Genomic DNA, 22,210 nt, shown 5'->3' with positions numbered 1-22,210 from the left:
TATTAAAAACTAGGAATTATGCAACCATCTGCTGTAACTAACACAACCAATTTGACAGCATCTCCTAGCCAGTTTTACAGTTGGCAGAATTATCGTTGCGCCTATGAAGTTCATCAACCAACTAACACAACACCTGAAGGCATTCCCTTACTGTTAATTCATCCTATTGGCGTTGGATTATCGCGGCAATTTTGGCAGCGATTTTGTCGGGAATGGTATAATACAGGTCAGAGGAATTCAATTTACAACCCTGATTTACTAGGATGTGGCGAAAGTGATATGCCTTATATGGCTTACACTCCTAGTGATTGGGCAGAACAGTTGCAGTACTTTTTACAAACAGTAGTGCAAAAACCTGTGATTGTAGTAGTACAAGGTGCTTTATTACCAGTTGCGCTCGCATTAGTTCAAAAGCAATCAAACTTAATTGCCAGACTTGTACTCTCTGGGCCTCCAACGTGGGCTTTGATGACAAATAAATCACCAGAATGGCGGCAAAAATTTACTTGGAATCTGTTAGATTCGCCTTTTGGGAGTGCTTTTTATCGCTATGCACGCACCCGAAAGTTTTTACATTCTTTCTCGACTCGTCAACTTTTTGCTTCTGATAATGCTGTGGATGCAGAGTGGTTGAATACATTGCTTGCAGGTGCAGAAAATCCCGCTAGTCGTCATGGAGTGTTTTCTTTTCTAGCAGGGTTTTGGCGACAGGATTATACTAATTCTATCGCCTCTATTGAGCAAGCAACATTAGTGGTTATGGGGGAGAGTGCATCGAGTATTAGTCAAAAAGGTAAAAAAGAAACGCCAGACGAACGCTTGACTCATTATCTCGCCTATTTGCCTCAAGGTCGAGGTATAAAAATAAATGGGCGCAATGTTTTACCCTATGAATCAACTGCTGAATTTGTCGCAGCGATCGCGCCATTTATCAACGAGAATTCAGAACCCAAGAGTTAGAATTCAGCATGAATTGGTGGAGTCCGACACAACGAATAGGGGTAGTTGAGCGCAGTTGAAACTCAGTGCATCGCTGGGTAATGAATATTGGTTTAAAATCTTGCCCCTTATAGGCGCAACGAAATTCAAATATTCTTCCGGTTATTACTCCATCCCTTAAGAGCGGGACGCTGCGCGAACATGGGTAGAGTATTCTGACTTCTGACTTCTGAATTCTGTTTTATTAATGAAGTTTTTTAGCTGATTGATAGTTACACTACACCAGTCTTCCCATGATAGGTTATGACTGGAATTGATTACTAAAGGCAAGCAAAATTATGTTCCCCAATCGCCGAGGAGAAAGAGTTCCCAGCGTCACTTTTCATACTCGTGTGGGCAACCAGTGGGTGGATGTGACAACCGATCAATTGTTTGCTAATAAGACAGTGGTTGTCTTCTCCTTACCAGGTGCTTATACACCGACTTGTTCATCAACTCATCTCCCTGGTTATAACGAATTGGCCAGGGTTTTCAAAGAAAATGGAGTTGATGACATTATCTGTATTTCTGTGAATGATGCCTTTGTAATGAACGAATGGGCAAAGGATCAAGAAGCAGAAAATATCACACTCATTCCCGATGGTAATGGTGAATTTACTGAAGGCATGGGGATGCTGGTAGATAAATCAGACTTAGGGTTTGGGAAGCGATCGTGGCGCTATTCTATGCTGGTAAGAGATGGTGTAATTAACCAAATGTTTATTGAGCCAGACGAGCCAGGAGATCCTTTTAAGGTATCCGATGCTGAGACAATGCTCAGATATATCAACCCCCAAGCAGTGAAGCCCGAAGTAGTTTCTCTGTTTGCCAAAGTGGGTTGTCCCTTCTGTGCCCGTGCCAAGACGATGCTCAAGGAACATGGCATTAACTACGAAGAAATTACCTTGGGTAAGGATATCACCACCCGCTCGTTACGAGCGGTTACAGGTGCGACAACAGTTCCCCAAGTGTTTATCGATGGTAAATTAATTGGTGGTTCTGAGGCATTAGAAGCCTACTTCGCTGCTAAATAGGTTTCAGTTGGCGCACACAGGCGTCACCTGTATCAACTTCAGGTGAAAGTCACGGTATTTTTGACCATAGCCTGATTTGTGAAAATTGAAAGCTACAAATCCCTCAATACTGCTCGGGTTTTGGTGCATAGTCATTGAAGATCCCCCTTAGTCCCCCTTAAAAAGGGGGAAAATAAGCCCCCCTTTTTAAGGGGGGTTGGGGGGATCGACTCAAAACCTACGCAGTATTGACAAATCCCTGACTTCTCAAAGAAGTTGGGGATTTTGTTTCTATTCAGCAATTAACAAATCTTCAGATGAATAGATGTAGTTTTGTCTAGCTATTCACTACTTATCCGATAAAATTGATTCGGATTGAATTCCCCTTTATTTAAAAGACAATATGTTTGCTAGAATCCGCCGAATTTTGAGCCAATTTTTTAGTAAATCAAGGACAATCAACAACGAACCAGTGAATAAAGTAAGTTTGATTGTCATTATTTTAATTGATATTTTTATTTTGATTAATGTTTTTACCGGACTCGATGATATTAGTAGATGGCATATCAGCCCAACTGAGGCTTATCCATGTTATTCAGAGTGGCAAAATTACCGGACAAAAACCACTCAAGAGAAAGACTATGAAATTGTTAAACTTTCATTGCCAGATAATCTGAATAATCAACTCAGTTTTCAGCGAAACTATCAACAAGCCGAAGCAGGACATCTGGGTAAGGTTTCTAAAACGTGCTTACAATATGCCGACTACAAAGATAAACTTAACAATCCCCAAAAGGAGCAAATCATCAAAACTATTGATCAGAAACAAGCGAAAATCAGTTCGCTTGAACAAGCAAATCGCACTATTAAAGCCCAATATGACTCAACCCTCTTAGAAAAAATTGCAGGTCAGGGTCGTGAACAATCAATTAATCAAGTCAGTGCTGAGAAAGCTAAACAAACATTAGAACAAAATAATCGCCAAATTTCTACCCTTAAACAAGAAAATTCTACTCTTAAAAATGAACTGCTTGCCAAACCAGAAAGCATTAGTTTTCTAGCCTTTCTTAAAGATGACAATCAATTCGGGGAAGTTGACAAAGGCTACGAGCAGGCATCATTTTGGTATCCAAGTATCCAGCTTGCTTTTCAGTCCCTCTTTCTTCTACCGTTGATTCTCATTGCCTTATCAGTTCACAAATTTGCCCAAAGAAGAGGATATGGACTCATCTCGCTAATTAGCTGGCATTTGCTAGTCATCTTTTTTATCCCATTAATCGTTAAAATATTTGAATTTCTTCAAATCGGGGCAATATTTAAATTTCTCTTTGATATTATTAGCGCCCTTTTTGGTGGTTTACTTTTCCTGATAAATTATGTTTATATCTTGCTAATTCCAATTATCGGTTTTGGAATTATCCAGTTTTTTCAAAAGTTTGTCTTTAATGTTAAAGTCCAGGCAGCTAGCAGAGTTCAAAAATCACGCTGTGTAAATTGCGCCAAGAAAATTCGACACCTTGATACTTACTGTCCGCACTGTGGTTATTATCAAGATATTGAATGTCAAAACTGCCATAATCTTACTTATAAACATTTGCCCTATTGTAAACATTGTGGAGCTTCTCAAAATTCTAGTATTTTGTAATCTGTGAATTCGTGAAACTTTCGACATGCTTGGCTCAAAATAACATGATTAAGTTTATTTAGTGTTCATGAGTCAAAGTAACTAAAGCTGTCTCCTGATAGATGACATTGAGAAACAACTTCTACGTTAATTGATGACAACGGACTTAATATGGAAAAAGTGAAAAAAGCCAATATAGAGATTCAGTCGCCTCTTTCTTTTCTCAAAAACCTGTTGATTGCCCGTTGGCGATCGCTCTTACTTCTCTTGATAGGAGTTTACTTACCTTTGCAGGTTTTTGAAATTCTGACAGTGAAGATATGGGAGAATCAAGCTGGCTTCCCGTGGGATGTGCCTATTTTGTTAGCAGTTCATTCTACAGCAAACCCACAGCTTGATGTTTTAGCCGTGACGCTAGCGAGAATTGGAGAGCCTTGGACGGCGATACCGATTTTAGGTGCGATCGCACTCATATTATTACTTCAAAAACGCTGGCGATCGCTAGCTTATTTACTCACCGTCTCAGTGGGAAGTGTGATCATCAACCGCACAGCAAAGGAATTAATGCATCGAGTGCGTCCACAATTGTGGCAGTCCATTGCGCCTGAGTCTAGTTTTGCATTTCCCAGTGGTCATGCTATGGCGAGTATAACTGTAGTAGCAATTTTGCTATTTTTAACTTGGGATACCTCCCGGCGCTGGTTAGTTCTCATCCTCGGCAGCTTATATGTAATAGCTATTGCGTGGTGTCGTCTCTATCTGGGGGTACATTTTCCCAGTGACGTTCTCGCAGGTTGGATGGTTGCATTAGGTTGGACAATTGGCGTCAGTCTAATTATCAAACCCTATAGAACTATAGCCAAATCGGTAGATGGCGATCGCCCTGATGATGAAACTACCTTACTTCCTGAAGAAAGAGAGTTGATAACTAAGGACTGATATTATATCCAGGGCAAACGCATCAAAAGTATAAGAATCCTTAATAGCAAAGGTTTGAGTGTTTGATAATTGAGGGAATTTTTTCATCAATATCCTTATACAGCAGGTATTTCAGAAATTATATGCGTTTGCCCTGGTATTCTCCCTTAGTTTTTTTCAGAAATAAAATCGGATTGCTATAGCAGAGGTAAAAGTTAAATTTAACTTTTTTGTGTTGCTCACGACATCTAAAAAATAATGAGTATGTTATGTTACTGAGCGACATCATTAATGATCTCATTTTCAGCAATTAACTTAAGTGTGAATATAGCCATTGCGGTATAGGCAACCAGAGGATTTCTAAATCTTCCTGGCCAAGACTATACCAAACTTTCTGGTGAGTTCTCACGAAAAGCTAGTTTAAATAACGAATTTATAGCACCTGATATCACAAATAATTTGTGAAAAGCAGCTACTACAAAATCCGTTAGATAAAACTATTATAGCTGTTTTCAATTGTATGGAATACATATCTGTTGAGGAGTGCAAAGTCTTGCGCCCCATAGTGGATTGCATCCATACGATAATCGCTATACCCAGTCTGAGGGAGATCCATAAAAATAAATCTTCAGCCTGATTAATAACGAATAACCGACTACGCCCACACTGAAACTACGTTCGGTGGAGCATTTCTTAAAGAGTAGGCTGGAGATTTATTTCGGGTTGGTGTCTGAGCAAATTTTTGTAGGAGTTAACTGAACAAGATGAAACTGTGCAAACAACGTCAAAGCAAAAATAGCGTATTGATTTTAACTTCTCTGGCTGTGTTGGCGTCTCCATTAGTATTGCCCTTGCAACAAGCCTCTGCACAAACATTAACGACCGTTGTAAATTTCAACGGTACTAATGGAGCGGCCCCAAGAGCAGGTGTGCTTGCAGGGAAGGATGGCAATCTTTATGGAACCACTTCCGAAGGTGGTTCGCAAAATAGAGGAACAGCATTCAAATTAACTGGTTCTAATTTTAGTACTCTGACTACATTAGTTAACTTCACTGGAACCAATGGAACTAACCCAGTTGCTAGATTATTCCAGGCAAGTGATGACAATCTATATGGTGCAACCTTTACAGGTGGTACAAATAACCTCGGTACGTTGTTTAAGTTGCAAAAACCAACTTTTACAAACTTGACAACTCTTTTAAATTTCAATGGCACTAATGGAGCCAACCCAGCAGGTCGATTGATTTCAGATAGCGATGGCAAGAATTTGGTGGGGATAACTTCTGCTGGTGGGGTCAACAGCAGAGGAACTGTATTCAGGATTCCTCTGACTGGTGGTGTCCCCACTATCTTGGTTAACTTCAACGGTACTAATGGAGCAACTCCATTAGCAAGGTTGCAATTAGGTAGTGACGGAAACTACTATGGCAGCGCCTCAGCAGGTGGAGCAACTAATAATGGTGTGGTATACAAGTTAACTCCCGCAGGAGCAATAACTTCATATAACTTTAGTGGCGCTAATGGGCGAAATCCCCGGTCTGCATTAATTGAATCTGATAAATTTCTCTATGGCACAAGTTTTCTGGGTGGAGCCAGTAATCGAGGAGCTATATTTAGGTTTCCGCTCGGTGGCGGTACACCAGTTTTAGTTGCCAGTTTTAATGGTAGCAATGGGGCCAACCCCACAGCTGCACTCACAAAAGGAAGGGACGGTAACTTCTACGGTACGACTTCTACAGGTGGTGCAAATAATAAAGGAGGCATCTATCGGTTGACACCTGAAGGAACCCTCACTTTGTTGTTTAGTTTTAGTGGCACGAATGGGGCAACGCCAGAGTCTACCCTAATTCAACTTGCTGATGGTGCATTTTACGGTACTACCTCTGCTGAAGGCGCTTCGGGACGAGGAACTGTGTTTAAATTTACACCATAGCCTCAAATATAATCTACCTGCAAAATAGTAGAACGTAGATTTGAAAAATGTAGATTTTCCACTTTCAGATAGTCAGTTATTAAGCGTAACTATCTGAAAGTGGAAAAGACATTCGCAGATAAGCCAGGGCAAACGCATCTTATTTACTAATAAAAACTAAAAAGTATTTTTAAATTATCTAAATAACTGTAAAATTGGATAAAGTTATAAACAAATTGAAGAAGAACCTAGAAGTCAGAATTTAGGAATCAGAATCAATTAGTGGGAGATTCAGACTCGCCACTAATTGTAGACCCCTAAATTGAAAATTTAGCGGGGGTCTTAAACCCACTTATTCAGACGCGACGCTCGAATACTCGCTAACGCTGCGCTATCGCGGACTCGCTCATAGCGTTGCCATGCCGTTGGCGGAGCCTCTGGTAGAGAAGGCTTTACGCTACGCTATTTGCCAGTCATACAGAATTCATGCTGAATTCTGACTCCTGACTCCTGACTCCTGAATTCTATTTAGATAAATCGTATTTTATCAGAGAGCATTAATTATCTTATCTTCAAAAAGATAACTCTTTATTAAGACTCAAAAACTCATGGATTGAGGATCTAAAAGTAAAATTATCTTAAAAAATAAGTGGAATTTTTACATAAAATATTCAATTCCAGTGTTGACCAAATAATTACTAATTCGTAATTCGTAATTCGTAATTAAAGAGGGTACAGAGCAAGCACTAAATCTTTGTAGGACTTACGCACAGCTAATGAAAAACGAACCACAGAGGACGCAGAGGTCACGGAGAAATGAGAGTTTGAGAGGGTTTTTGCGTAAGTCCTACTTTGATTTAGGGTCTACAATCAGTGGCGGGTACAGAGCAAGCACTGATTGCAATTACGAATTACGAATTATCAATTACGAATTATTTTGACGTGCTATTTTTTTGCTAATGCTAAAAGTATTGTTAAATAGTTGTTATCTATCGCGGCGAGAAACTGTTTATTTTTTATTCCACGTTTAAGACGCTTCTCTTTATTTAAAAGATTGACTGCAATTTGTCGTAATACTGGGAAAGTCTGGGGGGCATTATCTTTGCTAATCCGACAATTATCTTCTTTTAAAGCTACATCCAGCACCCAATGCAATGAATTTTCAATTTCCCAATGATTCCGTACAGAATTGACAATTACAGCAGATTGCAACAGGCGTGAGGTACAGATATCGTAGGGGCACAACATGTTGTGCCCCTACCCGTGTACTTCATTTACCTGAAATACGCTGTAAGTTCTCAATAATACAAAAAATATATTGGCATCTTGATATACATGTAAAAAAAAGAGGAAGTAAATTTGACTATTTTAGAATTTTCATTACTAATTTGGATTGGTTCATTTAGCGCTGGCTTATTAGGGGCGCTAACTGGGTTAGGGGGCGGAGTAGTAATTGTTCCCTTATTAACCTCGGTATTTGGCGTTGATATTCGCTATGCCGTTGGTGCTTCACTGGTATCTGTAATCGCTACTTCTTTGGGTGCAGCATCTACCTATATTAAAAAAGGCTATACCAATTTGCGATTGGGAATGTTTTTAGAAGTAGCGACAACCATTGGTGCGATCGCAGGAGCAATGATCGCCACTTTTGTTTCTGTCAAAGCCTTAACTATCGTACTAGCGATCGTCCTCATTTATTCAGCATACCTTTCACAACGACCCAGAATAGAACATATTGAAGATGAAGTAGCAGATCCTATAGCAAATTATCTAAAACTGAATGGTACTTATCCAACTCCTGATGGAGTAATGTCTTACCAAGTTCATTCAGTACCAATGGGTTTTAGTGTGATGTTAATAGCTGGGGTGCTTTCTGGGTTGCTTGGTATTGGTTCCGGGGGATTCAAGGTATTGGCGATGGATCAAGCCATGCGTTTACCCTTTAAAGTTTCTACCACCACTAGCAATTTTATGATCGGCGTGACAGCAGCAGCATCAGCTGGAGTTTACCTAGCACGCGGCTATATCGATCCAGGACTATCTATGCCGGTGATGTTGGGGGTATTACCTGGTGCTTTCTTGGGCGCACGAATTCTGACAGGCGCTAAAACGCAGATTTTGAGAATTATCTTCAGTGTTGTGCTAGTGGTAATGGCTTTGAAAATGGTCTACAACAGTTTAATAGGGGGGCTGTAAAATGTATAAATTTAATAGTAACTTTCGCTGGACATTCCTGGCACAACCTGATATTGAAGTGGTTACACTAACCTTACCGCAGGAAAATATAGACTCTAATATCGAAAAATTAGAACAGTCCAGTAACACAGTAGCACAATTGCCTAATAGCTGTGAGATTGATGCTAACAAGAATGTGACAAAAACATTAAGTGAGCAGCAATTGGAATATTTGCTCAGTAACCTCATGAAATATGGCGTTTTGATAGCTAGTGCTGTCGTTTTGCTGGGGGGGATACTCTACTTGATTCATCACGGTGCTGAACCTGCTGAATATCACTTTTTTCGCGGAGAACCATCGGAATTTCGCTCACCAGGAGGTGTAGTAAAAGCAGTTTTATCAGGTAGTGATCGCGGCATTATTCAACTCGGACTTTTACTACTAATTGCTACTCCAATTGTCCGCGTTTTTATCTCCCTATTAGCTTTCCTGCTACAGCGAGAATTTATTTATATGATTGTTACCTTATTAGTATTGGCTAGCCTGATTTACAGTCTTGTAGGAGCGTATTATTAGTAATAATATTAAAAGATAAGGGGTAAAATCAACCTTTTCCCCTTAACCTAAAATTAATTTTTAGACCTATTACGAGCCTTGCAAAAGGTCATTTATTGAACTTATACTCTGTTTAATTTGTTCTAAAACAGAACTTCTTAATAAGTCAAAGCTGACTGTTGAAAAATTGAGTAATCCCAAAGCATATAATAGGCTCGAAATCCCAATAAATAAAGCCAAAAATCTGCCAAAACAACCGGGATTAATTTCAATAAAACCTAATTTAGATTGCCCAATTACAGCAATCGTTACAAAAACAATTCCTGCTATTAAAAATGTGCTATTTGGAGTTAAATCTGTCATTTTGTTATTAAGATACCTCAGTAATTTTATTGTAGCTATTATTAATTCAAATTTATGCCCAGTCTATATAGAAAAACATAAAAATTTTGCTACTCAACATCGACTCACTCAAGTCTAAGGAGGCTTTGGCTATTGCAGGATCGGTATTGGATTTCATCCTATGCTATGATTTAAAAAGATATATTTTGATTTTTAAACCTATTGAGCGACAAATAGCGATTTAGCTTAGATACCAAAGAAAAAACTCAGATTTTGCAAGATGTGATAGCACTCATGCATCTCTGATATAAATCAGCCCTGAGTAGCATCTAAGTTAAACCTCTATTTGGCTGAAACTATGCAGTGGCAAAACTTTCAGCATCAAAAAGCCAAAATGTTATCACTTCTGTACTAGACTTTGGTTTAGTTTATATATTAAACTACACTAATTCGATACGAATAGTGGGTTTTTATGGAAAGCGTCCAAAACGTCAGTCAAGAGTTGAATGTAGCAGGAGACACAACTCTGGAGGGCTTAGAACAGTTTACTCCAAAAGAGTTCAAAAAAGACATTTTCAAAAAACTCAGAGGTGGATTCTTTCTAGTACTGGGATATTTATTGTCACCACTATGTTGGTGGAATGACTTACTATTTAATTTGCCAATAGCTTATGGTTTTGGGTATGCATGTAGTTTACTTTCCCCAAAATTACTTCTACCTTGTTCAATTATAGGATACTGGCTCTCTAATATTGTGGGAATTCTCTTGATGCAATTCGGTTCTAAAGACATTTTTCAAAAAGAACCTCAAGAGCATAACCTCAAAAAAGAATTAATCACTGGTCTAATTTCTTCAACAGCTTATACCCTGTTGATTATACTATTGATCCAGTTGAAGATTCTCGATTCTCCTATTTTATTCGCCAACGGTTAATTTAGTTGATTACATTTCTACAAATGAATCAATTGTAGGGATGCACAGATGTGCGTCCCTATGTATATAGCGGTTCTCAGTTGAGTAGGTACAGAACCCAATACGCTTGGGTTAAGGCTAAAACTCTTTATCAAAGTCAAATTTTTAACGTAGACGCAAAGCGGTGAAGCAGCGCGGTCTTCTCCCAAGGGGAGACGCCAAGGGCGATGGGGGTTTCCCCCATGAGCGACTGCACCAAGCCGGAGGGCTTGCCGCAGGCTACCGCAGAGGCGCAGAGAAGCCAGTGCGTTGGGCGGGTTCCCCGACTTGTTCGCGCAGCGTCTCCCCTTGGGAGAAGCAACTGGCGCGAAACAGAGAGAAGAGAAAAAAATCCTTAACCCAAGCGTATTGGTACAGAACCCTACCCCAACCTCTTCCCCGTTTTTCGAGAGCTTGCTCTGATGTACCTCATTTGATTAGGAAAAGCTATAAGCAGATATTTTCTTAAAAAGAATCTCAATTTTTATCAAATTTTAAAATTTCACTTAAATTAAACAATTTTGGAGCCTCCTTACTGACAATTAATGGCAGTTTACCATTCCATTTTTCTATTGCTTGCCTTTGCAGAATTTCTGGAGTTAAACCATCACGTAATAATCTGTGCGCCTCAGCCTCTCCTTTTGCTAAATTAACTTTTGCCTCAGCCTCTTTTGTTGCTTTCAAGGCAATAAACTCTGCTTGTTTTGCTTCCTGTTCAGCAATCTGCTTCGCCTCCACCGCCTCACCAAATCTTTCTGAAAAATGGACATGAACTAGAGAAATATCATCAACTGCAACGTGATAGCTACCCAGTCGTGTGGACAATGCATCATCTACTCCACCTTTGACTTCCCCTCGTTTAGTAATAATTTCTTCAGCAGTATATTTTGCCATTACTGCTTTTAGCACTTCTTCAACTGCCGGGTTAATAATCCGAATAACTACATCTTGTTCATCTCCAATTTCTTGAAAAATGGCATTTGCTTGCTGGGGAATAATATGCCAATTTAGAGCAACATCAGTGAATACATTTTGTAAATCTTTAGAAGAAGCCTCAGCCGAAATTTCCTGCTTTTGGACTCGAATACTCAACTTTTTTACAGTATTAACTACAGGAATAATTAAGTGAAGTCCTTCTCCTAATATCTGGTTTTGTACTTCGCCAAATTTCATCAATACACCACGTTCGCCTGCATTTACAATTACACAAGGCGTGAGAAAGAGAGTTATCAAGAACAAAAGAGCAGTCAGTTTACCGGCACTGTTAAAAGTTGTATTTTTTTTCATCTGTGTGAAACATGTATGCGTCTTGCATAGAGACACATATTTAGGAGTTGTAACCTTCTTCTCGTCATGCTCTTATAACTTTGGTTCTAAGTTAATTTTCATATCACTCTAGCTAAGGTAACAAATCAGTATTACCAATAAGCAAGTCCCTGACTAAGCAGTTAATTTATTGAATATACAGGCATATAGTTCAGCCGTCAATGTGTACTTTACTACCCCAACTTGGAGCTAGCGAAGCTTAGGGTAGCTTTATGTTTACCTAAATTACTGTAATAATATCGAAAAATCGTAGTATTTGAAAAGTTAATACCAATTCAAAAAATCTTTGCGACAGATTAATCATCTGTAGGGGCGCAAGGCCTTGCGCCCCTACCCGTATATTTGTCGGATTCTTTTTTCAAACTGGTATGAGATTGCCCTTCATTGAGTAAAGCAGCAGGGCAAATCACACTGTTAATTATCAAAAAATGTACCCAGATGCTTCCCCAACGATAAAGAATATGATCATTGAGGAAATTTGTCAGGAAGCAACGGGAGCAGCAATCACAGTTTTTCAAGGCTATACGCTACAGGATCTTTACGATAAAGCACTAGAGGCGCAACGTATCCAACCCATGTACTACATTTAGCTATTGTTTTCAATTTATAAAGTTACTGCAAAGTTTGAGATAAAACTTCGTAAAGTTACTCCGTGAAAACTCTATAAGTGTAAAGTATAAGTTGTAAAAAGTTTAGATATTACGCGATCTGCAACTTATTCTTAGAGCCCAGCTTCCATTTCTCTTGCCCACTAGGAGAGAAGTTTTGATTCTTGCTCCCCAACCTAGTAGTAAAGGGGTTGGGGGTTAGGTTTGAGAGAAAGTTGCACACGGCGTAATATTAGCTTTGGGTATTTACACAAAATTTAGATAACTATGAAAATAGGAAAGACAACCTTATGTATGGGAGTAGGGCTGGGGCTTTCTTTTGCCCTTTCGGCTCCTGCAATAGCAGTAGGAATTGGTGGCGGTATTACAAGCGGCCCTGATGACTCATTTTATATCGACTTCACTCTCTTTGACGAGGTGCTTTCTACGTCCGATGTAGTTAGCATCACCCTAAACGGTAGTACAGCTAGTACTTTTCCCCTTGTTTGGGAAGATGTCGTCAACGAAATTCCTCCACCTGGTGCATCAGTTTCAATCTCTGGTCAAAATACACAATTACTAGCCTTCAACTTTACCCCAACCTCTGATGGATTTAACCCCGGTGAAAGTTTTAGCTTCTCTGTAGACCCAGACACAGTTGATGACCCAGATGCTGGTATTACTATCCAACAACTGATTGGAACACAAGTCAATTTTAATTTTGCGGACTCCTCATCGTTTCTCGGTGTGTTCGTGGATAATCCAGCGCCAAATGCTGGATTAGTATTGCGTCCGCGGACTGTACCCGAATCGGCTTCATCCTTAAGTATGGTGTTTGGCGCTTTGGGTGTAGGTTTAGTGCTAAAACGCAAACAAAAAGCTATAGCTAAAGTATAAATTGAGAGGCAAGTATTATGTCATCCCTGGTAGCTACCAGGGATAAGTCGAAAACGCGGATGTTCGACGTATCGACTCAAATTGTTGTTAGCGATCATCTCATCAGCATATTCAAAGCCTGCACCGTAGGCATCTGCAATCGCTAACTCTAGCAGCATATTCGTATTAAACTAAAAACGGACGCGCCAGAAAAAAGCTAGAAACTGATTTAGCATCTACCGGCTCACCCTCCAGAATCGCTTTCTCTAATTCTTCGGGAGTCAAAAACACAGTTTCGATATCCTCGTCCCCATCTTGTGGTGGTGGTGTTTCCAGCTTTTCCAAATCTCGCGCCAGAAAAGCATAGATAATTTCATCAGAATAGCCGGGAGCTAAGAAAAACTCGCCTAATTTGTCCCATTTTTTGGCACTATAGCCAGTTTCTTCTTCGATTTCACGCTGTATCGTCTCTAAAGGTTCTTCATTTGCTTCCACAGTTCCCGCCGGAAATTCTAATATGCGTCCCTGAATTGCAAAACGATACTGGCGCACGAGTACAAGTTTACCCTCTGGCGTCACCGGCACAGCTAGAGCGCCACCAGGGTGACGAATACATTCCCATTCTCCTTCTGATTTATTAGGCAAACGCAAGCGATTAACTTCAAAATCAAATTTGCGTCCTTTATAAAACAGGCGTTGTCTTAGTAGTTGTGGTAATTCTCTACCTAATGGCATAATAAAATCTGATTATCTGTGAATACAGAAGTGAAATCAGCGTTCTTCTGCGTTTAAGGATGGTATTTTTAATTGCCCATCAATAAATGTACATCAGAACAGTCTACCTCTTTCAGCAGTTCTTTAATAACATACCCAGATACTGGTTCTATCCAATCTGGGGCAATTTCTGCCAGTGGAACTAACACAAAGGCCCGATCCCGCATTCGTGGATGCGGAATCTGGAGATTTGGTGTATCCAGAATAATGTCATCAAATAATAACAAATCTAAATCCAGGATTCGTGGCCCCCAGCGTTCCTGACGCACACGCCCAAATTGCTGTTCAATTCCTAACAAAATTTCTAATAACTGCTGGGGTAGGATTTCTACCTGCAATGTGACGCAGCCATTTAGGTAATCTGGCTGTGGTGGCCCCACAGCTTTGGTTTGGTACCAATTGGATCTGGCTTCTAAGAGAATACCTGGAGTTTGAGCTAAAGTTTCTATAGCTGCTTCTAAAATTGTTTGGGAATCGCCGATATTACTACCAAGGGCAACGGCGCTTCTTCTTGGCTTTGCTTTGGCGTACCTCGCCTTAAGCATCGCACTCTCCTTAACTAAGCTGTTTTCGGGCTGTCTTTGCCAATACTTCAGTACATCTATACATTTATTCCAGAAAATGCCAATAATTTCAGATATCAAAATTGCAGCGTTTTTACAAAACTAAATTAACCAAATCTCAAAAACATTATTTTATGGTGAATTTAGTTAATTCTTTATAGGATATTATACTAACACAGATGTAGTGCTATAACCCCAAAGCTGATTAATGGTGGTTATACAATTACTACTTTGAGCGAGGAACTGACGTGGGGAAGCTTACCTCCTGGTTCAAGCAAAGACCAACTAATTTGAGTGACTCTGACAAGGAGGAACAAATGATAGCTTACCACCAGCACATCTGGCGCAGGCGAGGCAGTTACTGAGCAAATGAAAATTTTACGATCTAGGATGAAGGCCAATCAGGCAACTCGCGGTAAACCACTCTATCGTCGCATCTGGTTTTGGGCAGGCTTGGGTTTAGGTGGTGGTATCGTTGCCTTGATCTACGGCATCAGTTTAATAGATCGGACTTTGCCAGATCAGTCCGAGTTGAATGCCGTGGTTAGAGAGCAAACACTGACCATCAAAGCCGCCGATGGAACTATATTACAACAACAAGGTGAAACGGCCAGAGAACAGCTAAAGCTGGAACAAATACCAGATAATTTAAAAAAAGCTTTCATCGCCTCAGAAGATAGAAGATTTAAGCAACACAACGGAGTTGATCCACAAGGGATTGCCAGAGCGGGTTTGAATAATTTGCGATCGCAAGGTGTAGTCGAAGGTGCTAGCACCATCACCCAACAGCTAGCGCGGATTCTGTTTTTGAAACAAGAACAGACAATCTGGCGCAAACTCAAGGAAATCCGCCTAGCACAAAAAATGGAGAATGAATTAACCAAAGATCAGATTTTAGAGCGTTACCTAAATCTGGTTTATTTGGGAGGTGGAGCTTATGGTGTGGCAGATGCATCCTGGGTATACTTTAGTAAAACGCCAGACGAGCTTTCTTTAGCCCAAATGGCAACGATTGCTGGATTAGCCCCTGCTCCTAGCTTATACGCCCCAGACAAGAATCCAGAAGCTGCAAAACGGCGGCGGGACTTGGTATTGCTACGGATGCAAGAAGATAAAATAATTACGTTAGAACAAAGACAGGCAGCAGTCCAAGAACCACTGACTCTCAAAACCAGTTTACCCAAGCGACTGGAAGTAGAATCACCCTACTTTACCAGCTACATCCAAAAAGAATTGCCGAAGTATGTTTCTGCTAACGTGCTAAAAAGTGAGGGATTAGTAGTAGAAACCACGCTGAACCCGACTTGGCAGAAAGTCGCAGAAGAGGCGGTTGCCAAAACGCTGCGAAATCAAGGAAGCTGGGAAAACTTTAAGCAAGGATCAATGGTGGCCATTGACCCCCGTAACGGCGAAATTAAGGCAATGGTTGGGGGAAAAGATTTTGGTAAAAACCAGTTTAATCGGGTTACTCAGGCACAACGGCAGCCAGGATCGACATTTAAAGGGTTTGTATATGCCACTGCGATCGCTAGCGGTAAAAGCCCCTACGATGCCTATGAGGATGCGCCCTTTGTTGTAGACGGCTACGAACCAAAAAACTATAGTGAAAGGTTTCGGGGTTCGATGAACATCCGAGATGCCCTCACGCGCTCTATTAATATTATTGCGGTGAAGGTGTTGATTGATGTGGGATTTACGCCAACGATTAAACTTGCCCATGATATGGGGATAAAATCTGAACTCAAGCCCACGTACTCCTTGGCTCTTGGCTCAAACGAAGTCAATTTGTTGGAATTGACTAGCGCCTATGGCAGTTTTGCTACTCTTGGATTGCACACAGAACCTCATGGTATTACTCGCATCCTCAACCGCCAAGGCAAGGTGATCTGGTCAGCTAATTTCAAGTCAAAACGGGCCCTTGACGCTGACAGTGCCGCCATCATGACTTGGATGTTACGCAACGTCGTAGAAGCGGGAACTGGTGCTGCTGCTCAATTAGGTAATAGACCAGTTGCTGGCAAGACCGGCACCTCCGACGAAGCCCGTGATTTATGGTTTATTGGCTACATTCCCCAGATGGTGACAGGGGTTTGGCTAGGTAACGATGACAACCGCCCCACAGACGGCAGCAGTGGTAGTGCGGCTTACACCTGGCACGAATTTATGGAAAAAGCCGCAGAGGGGATGCCCGTAGAAAAGTTTCCCAAACGTCCTAAGTTAGAAGGTCGTAAAGGCACTATCAAAGCCCAGTCAATCAAGCCCAAACAAGTGCTAAATCGTTCTATTTCCTCTGATGATGACTCACAAAGGGAAAGTGCTAGAAATTCTGAAGAGAGTGGTTCATCTAGGAGACGTAGAAGGAGGAGGAGCTATTCTCAAGAAGAACAGCAATCAAGTAATTATACCCCAAGACGGAGAAGACGCGATCGCACCCAAGAATCAAGTTCCAATAACTCTTCCTCAGAATCATCTCGTCCACGGCGGCGATCTAGAAGAGTAGAATCTGATTCTTCTTCTCCCCCGCCTCGAAGAAGTCGGCGATCTTCCTCTCCCGCCAATAGTTCTGGTTCTTCAGGTTCTTCATCGTCACAGCCATCCTGGCGGGATAAACTTAGACCTTCTAATTGAAGAGTGGGCATTGGGCATGGAGAAGAGGACTTGGGGACAAGGAGAAAGACTTGTTGCAAGTTCTCACCTCTTGTCCCCTTGTTTCCTCTGCTCCCCCTACCCTCTGCCCTTTTCTATGCAATATGAAGTTACTCAAACTAAACTCCAGAGGGATGTTAAGTGATACGCTCATTCTATAGTGTGTCAAGTAGTGTTACTTAACATTGGAGAATATACTCATGCATATATTGATGCAGGCAGCAGATTCAGTTGCAACAGGTGGCGGTCAGTTTCCTTTTGCTTTCACCTTGGTCTATGTCGTTGGTTTTATTGCTGCTGTAACCATTGGTTCAATAGCTTGGTACAACTCGAAACGCCCCGCAGGTTGGGAAAGCAAAGAGCGTCCTGATTTTGTGCCTAAGGTTGATAAAGAAGAAACTCCGGGTCTGGGTGATCCGAAGTCATAATTTAGTCATTAGTCATTAGTCAGTAGTCATTAGTTATTAGACTATGGACTTTTGACTATGATTAGTTTTGCACGTCAACCCAACGGCGGTAAAGCTTTTGAATTTGTTTGAGAAGTGCAGTGTGAGCCGGTTGAGTTGAATCATTCGGCTTCGCTATATCCTGCAATTCCGTCAGGAGTCTGGCTTCTTCGACGGCAACTTCGCCATCACTATAAATTAAGCCACTGATGGCTTCAATTAGATTTTCACAATCTTCAAGGCTGGGGCGATCGCCTAAATACTCACGCACCCAGTCATAGCATTCTTTTGGCTGTACAGGAACGAATTCGTACAGCCAAGGCTTAATTTCTGGATCGTTAGCCAAACCTTTTGCTTGAGCTATTTCGCGGAGATATTGCCGTTCTTCTGGTTGGATTCTGCCATCGATCCAGGCGGCTCCAATCAGGATTTTAACTAAGTTTTTGACATTGTCAGGGGTAACCATTGCTGCCTCCTCTGGTAGATTCAGGCCTCCACCAAATCGTACAATCCCAAACAGTATTCACTCGGAATTATTGGTTTTTCTTAAGCGCACCATAAAAAAGCCATCCATGTCCTGTCGATGGGGCCAGACTTTAAACCAACCTTGAGGTGTGCTATATGCAGAAGTAGGCAACTCAAAGCCGCTTGGAGACTCAATTTGCCAATCAGGTGACTCAGCTAAAAATGCCGAAATTACTTCTTCGTTTTCTGCTGGATGCAATGTACAGGTGGCATAAACTAGTACACCACCAGGTTTGACAAAAGTTGACGTATGTGTTATTAATTCTTTTTGCAGCACCGAAAGTTCCCGGACAGATTCTGGTGTCTGTCGCCAACGAGCATCAGCATGACGGTGCATGGTTCCTAGCCCAGAACATGGAGCATCAAGCAATACGCGGTCTGCGGTGTTTTGAAATTGGTTGAAGTGGCGACTATCACCAGTGTAAATTTGAATAGATTGTAAATTTAGCCGTTGAGAATTTTCTTGGAGTTTGCGAAGACGAGAAGAAGTGCGATCGCAAGCCCAAATTTTACCCTTATCCGCCATTAACTCAGCGATGTGGGTTGTTTTACCCCCTGGTGCAGCACAGGCATCAATTACCACCTCACCGGGTTGGGGGTCGAGCAAATGACTTACCAATTGGGCGCTACTATCTTGTACAGTCCACCAACCTTCTTTGAAACCAGGTATTTTTTGAATTGACCCACTATTACCAATCAATCGTAAAGCTTGGGGTAAATGAGGAATCCGTCTCACCAAAATACCAACAGATTGCAAAGCCGCCTCAACTTCTTCGATGGAAGTGCGAAGTGGGTTGATACGCAAGTCGATTGTTGGTGATTGGTTCATCCATTCACACAGTTGTTCTGTCTCAGCCAAACCCAGTTGTTCTAACCAAACTTGAATAATCCAGTCTGGAAAGCTGTGTAAAATACCCAAGCGTTCCACTCGGTTTTCTGGAAGTTGTAACGGATCGGTGTGGAGAGATGAGGGGGATGAGGGAGTGTTTTCTCCCCCTGCTCCCCCTGCTCCCCCTGCTCTTCTAAGATACTGGCGTAATAGACCGTTAACAAAACCCGTTAGCCCAGAAAAACCGTTTTCTTTAGCTAGTTGGACAGTGGTATTAACAGCAGCTGAGGCAGGAATACGCTCTTGATAGCGCAGTTGGTAGAAACCTAGATGTAAGATGGTGCGGAGGTCTTGTGGTTGTTGATGAGATTTCTTTTTGGCGAGTTGATCGATGAGAGTATCAAGAGTGCGCTGCCTTCTGACACTCCCATAAACCAATTCTGTCAGTAGGCGGCGATCGTTATCAGCCAAATTAACTTTTTGCAGTACTCTGTCTAGGGCAACATCAGCATAAGCCCCCTTGTGAACATCTCGCAGGGCGATAAAAGCTAGTTGACGGGGGTTTGTCATGGAAACTTGATTCAGGAGTCAGAAGGCTTTTGTATTTTAACTCCCAACTCTTTACTAATTCCTAATTCGTAATGACGCTCGTTCCGACGCTCGATGACTCGCTAACGCTGCGCTATCGCTACCGCTTCGCTAACGTAATTTGTAATTGTCGGATTTAATTTCCCCTTGTTTATAGGTGGTTTTGTTTCAATCCGAGTCTAAATTCCTGTCTGGAACTGTCTTTTAATTACGAATTACGAATTATAAATTACGAATTATTGCATATATGGGTCTACACTAGCGATTTCAAATTCACATGCTCTAGAAACCTGTTCTGCTGGTAATTTACCAAAGCTGATTAATGGTAAATAAGTGGGGTTTGCCATCAGTTCTTTTGCTAATAAGAACCCAGTAATTGTCCAAGTTTGATATTTCCGAGCTTGTTTGCCAATTAGTCGCCCTTTCTTACCGTCGTAATATTCTGGCCATTCATCTGTACTGAGGCGTCCTTGGGCAGTTTCAATAGCCTTTTGTGCAAGACTTGTTCTATTAGTTTTCACCGCCGCCGCCGCTAACATCCACATTAAAACTGGCCAACTACCAGCATTATGATACGACCAGGGGATATTTTTGGGGTCACATCCAGTTACAATTCTGTATTCTTCATGTTCTAAAGCTGGGAAACAAATTTTCATTGGCATATCTCCCACCAAATCATCCCATCGATCCTCAATGAGAGTCATAATCGCTTGTGACTGTTCTTCGGTAGCTAAGTCTGAAATGATTGCCATTAAGTTTCCGAGTGAAAAGAAGCGAGTATCTAGCTGTGACGGCCCGACATTACCTGCTAGATAACCACCTTTTTTTGGTAGCCACTTATCTAATTCATAATAGGGAACAGAATCTACATATATGTTGAACAGATTAATAGCACCCTTGCCATATTCTTCACTTTTGAAACGATAAATTGCATTCAGGCGATTAATATCTATCCAATAATGCTGGCGAATATGAGCGCATAAAAGAGGCAATCGGTTATCAATGGCTGCAACAATATCGGAATTCCCTTGGCAAACTAGCAGTTCCCGAGATGCACGCAATGCTGTGTAAAAGAGAACTTGTAGTTCTATAGGATGCCCATAAATGCCCATACGACGGTCAATCATACAAGCACCATCTGGAACCAACAGCGTTGGGTACATATCAAAACGATTCGCCAAGCAGATTTCCATGATTAACCTGATACCATTTTGGAATTCAGGTTGATAGGCTAGAGAAAAATCTTCTGTGGCGACTACATAAGCACGCAATAAAATAATCCACCATAAGCAAGAATCTACGGGTGTAACTCTAGCGATCGCATGTTCACCAAAATCAGCCTCTAAATATTCTTGTCCATTTTCTGATACAACTTTAAAGCTAGCTGGAATTAATCCTCGTCCAGGTTTATAGGCATCTAATGCCCTTTCTTTAGGTTGTAACTTTAAGGTTTCTTCTAAGAAATTACGAACAATATCTGTTCTACCTTTGATCAGAAAAATTAGACCTGAAGAGACAAAATCCCGAACAAAGCACTGGTCATAATTGAGCGCCTCTACAGATGCATCATAAGCGGCTACCGTCCCAACGGGGCGTCCCTGATAATAGAGAATTGATTTTTCTAGTGTTCGCCAAGCTTCTTCGACTTCTTTTAAATTTTCAGTAGTTTCCAATTCGTTTACGTGCATCGCCAGAATAGCTCCATTTGGATTGTGAATTTGTGGTAGATGCGTCTTCATTTATTATTTTTGCCATTCTCAGCATAACAAAAACGATTCTTTGAATAGCAAATATAATTTGAATAAAAATTAATTAACTAAAAACGAATAAATCTGCTGACATAGATGCAGCTTTATTACTAGTTAATTTGCTTATAATGGATTACTATTTTGGTGAATTCTAGTTGTTGCTCATCACCGCAAGCAGTAACATGATTTTAAAAACAGTTACACTAGATATATTTTTAAATTATTTATTGTTCCGTTTCATGTCCAGAATCTTTGCTTTACCAAATAAAAACATATCTTCAGTGCTGTTTAGGATTTGCATGAAGTTAAAACTGGTTACAGTATATTTACTTGAGCAGGATTAGTTTTTGACACTAAGAAGTCAGATTATTCCCCTATATTCTAATAATTTATAACGTTTTTTCAAAATATGCAATATAAATGCTTGAAAAAGCCAAGATGTCAATACTTCTTAAGAGTTATATATTTTACCATAGTGACATTTGTGAGCGTTTAACTGCTCCTGGAATTCTTTATAAGCTTGATTAATTGCTTGCATAGAGGCTTTTGCGATGTCTACGACGGGCTACGCCTACGCAGAACTATTTACATCAGGATGATACAATCTTGCTAATCGACGGTAGGCAAGTTTAACAACATTGGGGCGATCGCCCTGATTTACGCCCAAGACTTCCCACCATTCCCCAGATAACACAGAGTCGAGATTGACACTCCCCGCTCTAAAGAGACGGGGATTCTTTAATCAAAGACATGACTTGCTCATCCAGGATTACTCCAACATGAGTAGAGGACTCATCTCCTAAAGCGGGGAAGAGCATCAAGTGCAAAAGT

At 40.9% G+C, this 22,210-nt stretch carries 22 protein-coding genes; 12 read left to right on the top strand and 10 right to left on the bottom strand.

The window, feature by feature from the left end; all coding sequences use genetic code 11:
• Window positions 1-18 precede the first annotated feature (18 nt).
• The 5 genes from LC653_RS17680 (at window position 19) to LC653_RS17660 (ending at window position 6,467) form a co-directional block, all read left to right on the top strand.
• Window positions 19-960 carry an alpha/beta fold hydrolase gene (locus LC653_RS17680; RefSeq protein ID WP_229495721.1) on the top strand — a complete coding sequence of 314 codons (942 nt, stop codon included), beginning with the start codon at window positions 19-21 and terminating at the stop codon, window positions 958-960.
• Between the two features lie 317 nt (window positions 961-1,277).
• Entirely contained in the window at window positions 1,278-2,012 is a 735-nt protein-coding gene (locus LC653_RS17675; protein WP_229495719.1) for a glutathione peroxidase, read from the top strand.
• A gap of 382 nt (window positions 2,013-2,394) precedes the next feature.
• Window positions 2,395-3,636 (top strand): hypothetical protein, encoded by a 1,242-nt coding sequence (locus tag LC653_RS17670; protein WP_229495718.1) that lies wholly within the window; start codon window positions 2,395-2,397, stop codon window positions 3,634-3,636.
• A gap of 150 nt (window positions 3,637-3,786) precedes the next feature.
• Window positions 3,787-4,554 (top strand): phosphatase PAP2 family protein, encoded by a 768-nt coding sequence (locus tag LC653_RS17665; RefSeq protein ID WP_229495716.1) that lies wholly within the window; start codon window positions 3,787-3,789, stop codon window positions 4,552-4,554.
• A 743-nt stretch (window positions 4,555-5,297) separates the two neighbouring features.
• Complete coding sequence (locus LC653_RS17660; protein WP_229495715.1) at window positions 5,298-6,467, top strand: choice-of-anchor tandem repeat GloVer-containing protein; 1,170 nt, start codon at window positions 5,298-5,300, stop codon at window positions 6,465-6,467.
• Between the two features lie 924 nt (window positions 6,468-7,391).
• Here LC653_RS17660 and LC653_RS17655 read toward each other — a convergent pair.
• Window positions 7,392-7,658, bottom strand: a complete 267-nt coding sequence (locus tag LC653_RS17655; protein ID WP_267923103.1) for an ISAs1 family transposase — start codon at window positions 7,656-7,658, stop codon at window positions 7,392-7,394.
• A 147-nt stretch (window positions 7,659-7,805) separates the two neighbouring features.
• Between LC653_RS17655 and LC653_RS17650 the strand changes: the two genes are divergently transcribed.
• Window positions 7,806-8,642, top strand: a complete 837-nt coding sequence (locus tag LC653_RS17650; protein WP_229495713.1) for a sulfite exporter TauE/SafE family protein — start codon at window positions 7,806-7,808, stop codon at window positions 8,640-8,642.
• Between the two features lies 1 nt (window position 8,643).
• Complete coding sequence (locus LC653_RS17645) at window positions 8,644-9,198, top strand: DUF1634 domain-containing protein (RefSeq protein WP_229495712.1); 555 nt, start codon at window positions 8,644-8,646, stop codon at window positions 9,196-9,198.
• A 69-nt stretch (window positions 9,199-9,267) separates the two neighbouring features.
• Here LC653_RS17645 and LC653_RS17640 read toward each other — a convergent pair whose 3' ends face one another.
• Entirely contained in the window at window positions 9,268-9,540 is a 273-nt protein-coding gene (locus LC653_RS17640) for a hypothetical protein (RefSeq protein ID WP_229495711.1), read from the bottom strand.
• 451 nt (window positions 9,541-9,991) lie between these two features.
• Between LC653_RS17640 and LC653_RS17635 the strand changes: the two genes are divergently transcribed.
• Window positions 9,992-10,453: a DUF7980 family protein gene (locus tag LC653_RS17635; protein WP_229495710.1), complete on the top strand. Its 462-nt coding sequence runs from the start codon at window positions 9,992-9,994 to the stop codon at window positions 10,451-10,453.
• Between the two features lie 495 nt (window positions 10,454-10,948).
• Here LC653_RS17635 and LC653_RS17630 read toward each other — a convergent pair whose 3' ends face one another.
• Entirely contained in the window at window positions 10,949-11,758 is an 810-nt protein-coding gene (locus LC653_RS17630; RefSeq protein WP_229495708.1) for a prohibitin family protein, read from the bottom strand.
• Between the two features lie 500 nt (window positions 11,759-12,258).
• On the opposite strand from LC653_RS17630, the gene LC653_RS46275 reads away from it, so the two are divergent.
• A complete protein-coding gene (locus tag LC653_RS46275; protein ID WP_267923100.1) occupies window positions 12,259-12,387 on the top strand; it encodes a hypothetical protein in 129 nt (42 codons plus the stop codon).
• A gap of 285 nt (window positions 12,388-12,672) precedes the next feature.
• The gene (locus LC653_RS17625) at window positions 12,673-13,281 is read left to right on the top strand and encodes a PEP-CTERM sorting domain-containing protein (RefSeq protein ID WP_229495707.1); all 609 of its coding nucleotides are present in this window, start codon (window positions 12,673-12,675) and stop codon (window positions 13,279-13,281) included.
• 20 nt (window positions 13,282-13,301) lie between these two features.
• Here the strand turns inward: LC653_RS17625 and LC653_RS17620 are convergent, their stop codons facing one another.
• The 3 genes from LC653_RS17620 to folK form a co-directional block, all read right to left on the bottom strand.
• Window positions 13,302-13,439: a hypothetical protein gene (locus tag LC653_RS17620; RefSeq protein WP_229495706.1), complete on the bottom strand. Its 138-nt coding sequence runs from the start codon at window positions 13,437-13,439 to the stop codon at window positions 13,302-13,304.
• A gap of 7 nt (window positions 13,440-13,446) precedes the next feature.
• Complete coding sequence (locus LC653_RS17615) at window positions 13,447-13,995, bottom strand: NUDIX hydrolase (protein WP_229495705.1); 549 nt, start codon at window positions 13,993-13,995, stop codon at window positions 13,447-13,449.
• A gap of 68 nt (window positions 13,996-14,063) precedes the next feature.
• The gene (gene folK, locus LC653_RS17610) at window positions 14,064-14,579 is read right to left on the bottom strand and encodes a 2-amino-4-hydroxy-6-hydroxymethyldihydropteridine diphosphokinase (protein WP_229495823.1); all 516 of its coding nucleotides are present in this window, start codon (window positions 14,577-14,579) and stop codon (window positions 14,064-14,066) included.
• Window positions 14,580-14,966: 387 nt separating this feature from the next.
• Here folK and LC653_RS17605 point away from each other — a divergent pair, with 387 nt between their 5' ends.
• Together LC653_RS17605 and psb35 are read left to right on the top strand one after the other, a co-directional pair.
• Entirely contained in the window at window positions 14,967-17,225 is a 2,259-nt protein-coding gene (locus LC653_RS17605; protein ID WP_308189098.1) for a transglycosylase domain-containing protein, read from the top strand.
• A gap of 218 nt (window positions 17,226-17,443) precedes the next feature.
• Window positions 17,444-17,671: a photosystem II assembly protein Psb35 gene (gene psb35 / locus LC653_RS17600; protein WP_229495704.1), complete on the top strand. Its 228-nt coding sequence runs from the start codon at window positions 17,444-17,446 to the stop codon at window positions 17,669-17,671.
• A gap of 61 nt (window positions 17,672-17,732) precedes the next feature.
• On the opposite strand, the gene LC653_RS17595 is transcribed toward psb35, so the two are convergent.
• The 4 genes from LC653_RS17595 to LC653_RS17580 all read right to left on the bottom strand — a co-directional run bounded on the left by LC653_RS17595 (window position 17,733) and on the right by LC653_RS17580 (window position 22,073).
• Window positions 17,733-18,155: a tellurite resistance TerB family protein gene (locus tag LC653_RS17595; protein ID WP_229495703.1), complete on the bottom strand. Its 423-nt coding sequence runs from the start codon at window positions 18,153-18,155 to the stop codon at window positions 17,733-17,735.
• Between the two features lie 57 nt (window positions 18,156-18,212).
• Entirely contained in the window at window positions 18,213-19,613 is a 1,401-nt protein-coding gene (locus LC653_RS17590) for a 16S rRNA (cytosine(967)-C(5))-methyltransferase (RefSeq protein ID WP_229495702.1), read from the bottom strand.
• Window positions 19,614-19,867: 254 nt separating this feature from the next.
• A complete protein-coding gene (locus LC653_RS17585) occupies window positions 19,868-21,319 on the bottom strand; it encodes a glycoside hydrolase 100 family protein (RefSeq protein WP_229495821.1) in 1,452 nt (483 codons plus the stop codon).
• Window positions 21,320-21,950: 631 nt separating this feature from the next.
• On the bottom strand, window positions 21,951-22,073 hold the full coding sequence (locus tag LC653_RS17580) for a J domain-containing protein (protein WP_229495701.1): 123 nt from the start codon (window positions 22,071-22,073) through the stop codon (window positions 21,951-21,953).
• Window positions 22,074-22,210: the final 137 nt, after the last annotated feature.

The sequence above is a fragment of the Nostoc mirabile CHAB5784 genome (genome assembly GCF_020829645.1).
GTDB classification, from domain to species: domain Bacteria; phylum Cyanobacteriota; class Cyanobacteriia; order Cyanobacteriales; family Nostocaceae; genus Nostoc; species Nostoc mirabile.
This window is presented reverse-complemented; position numbering and strand designations above follow the sequence as displayed.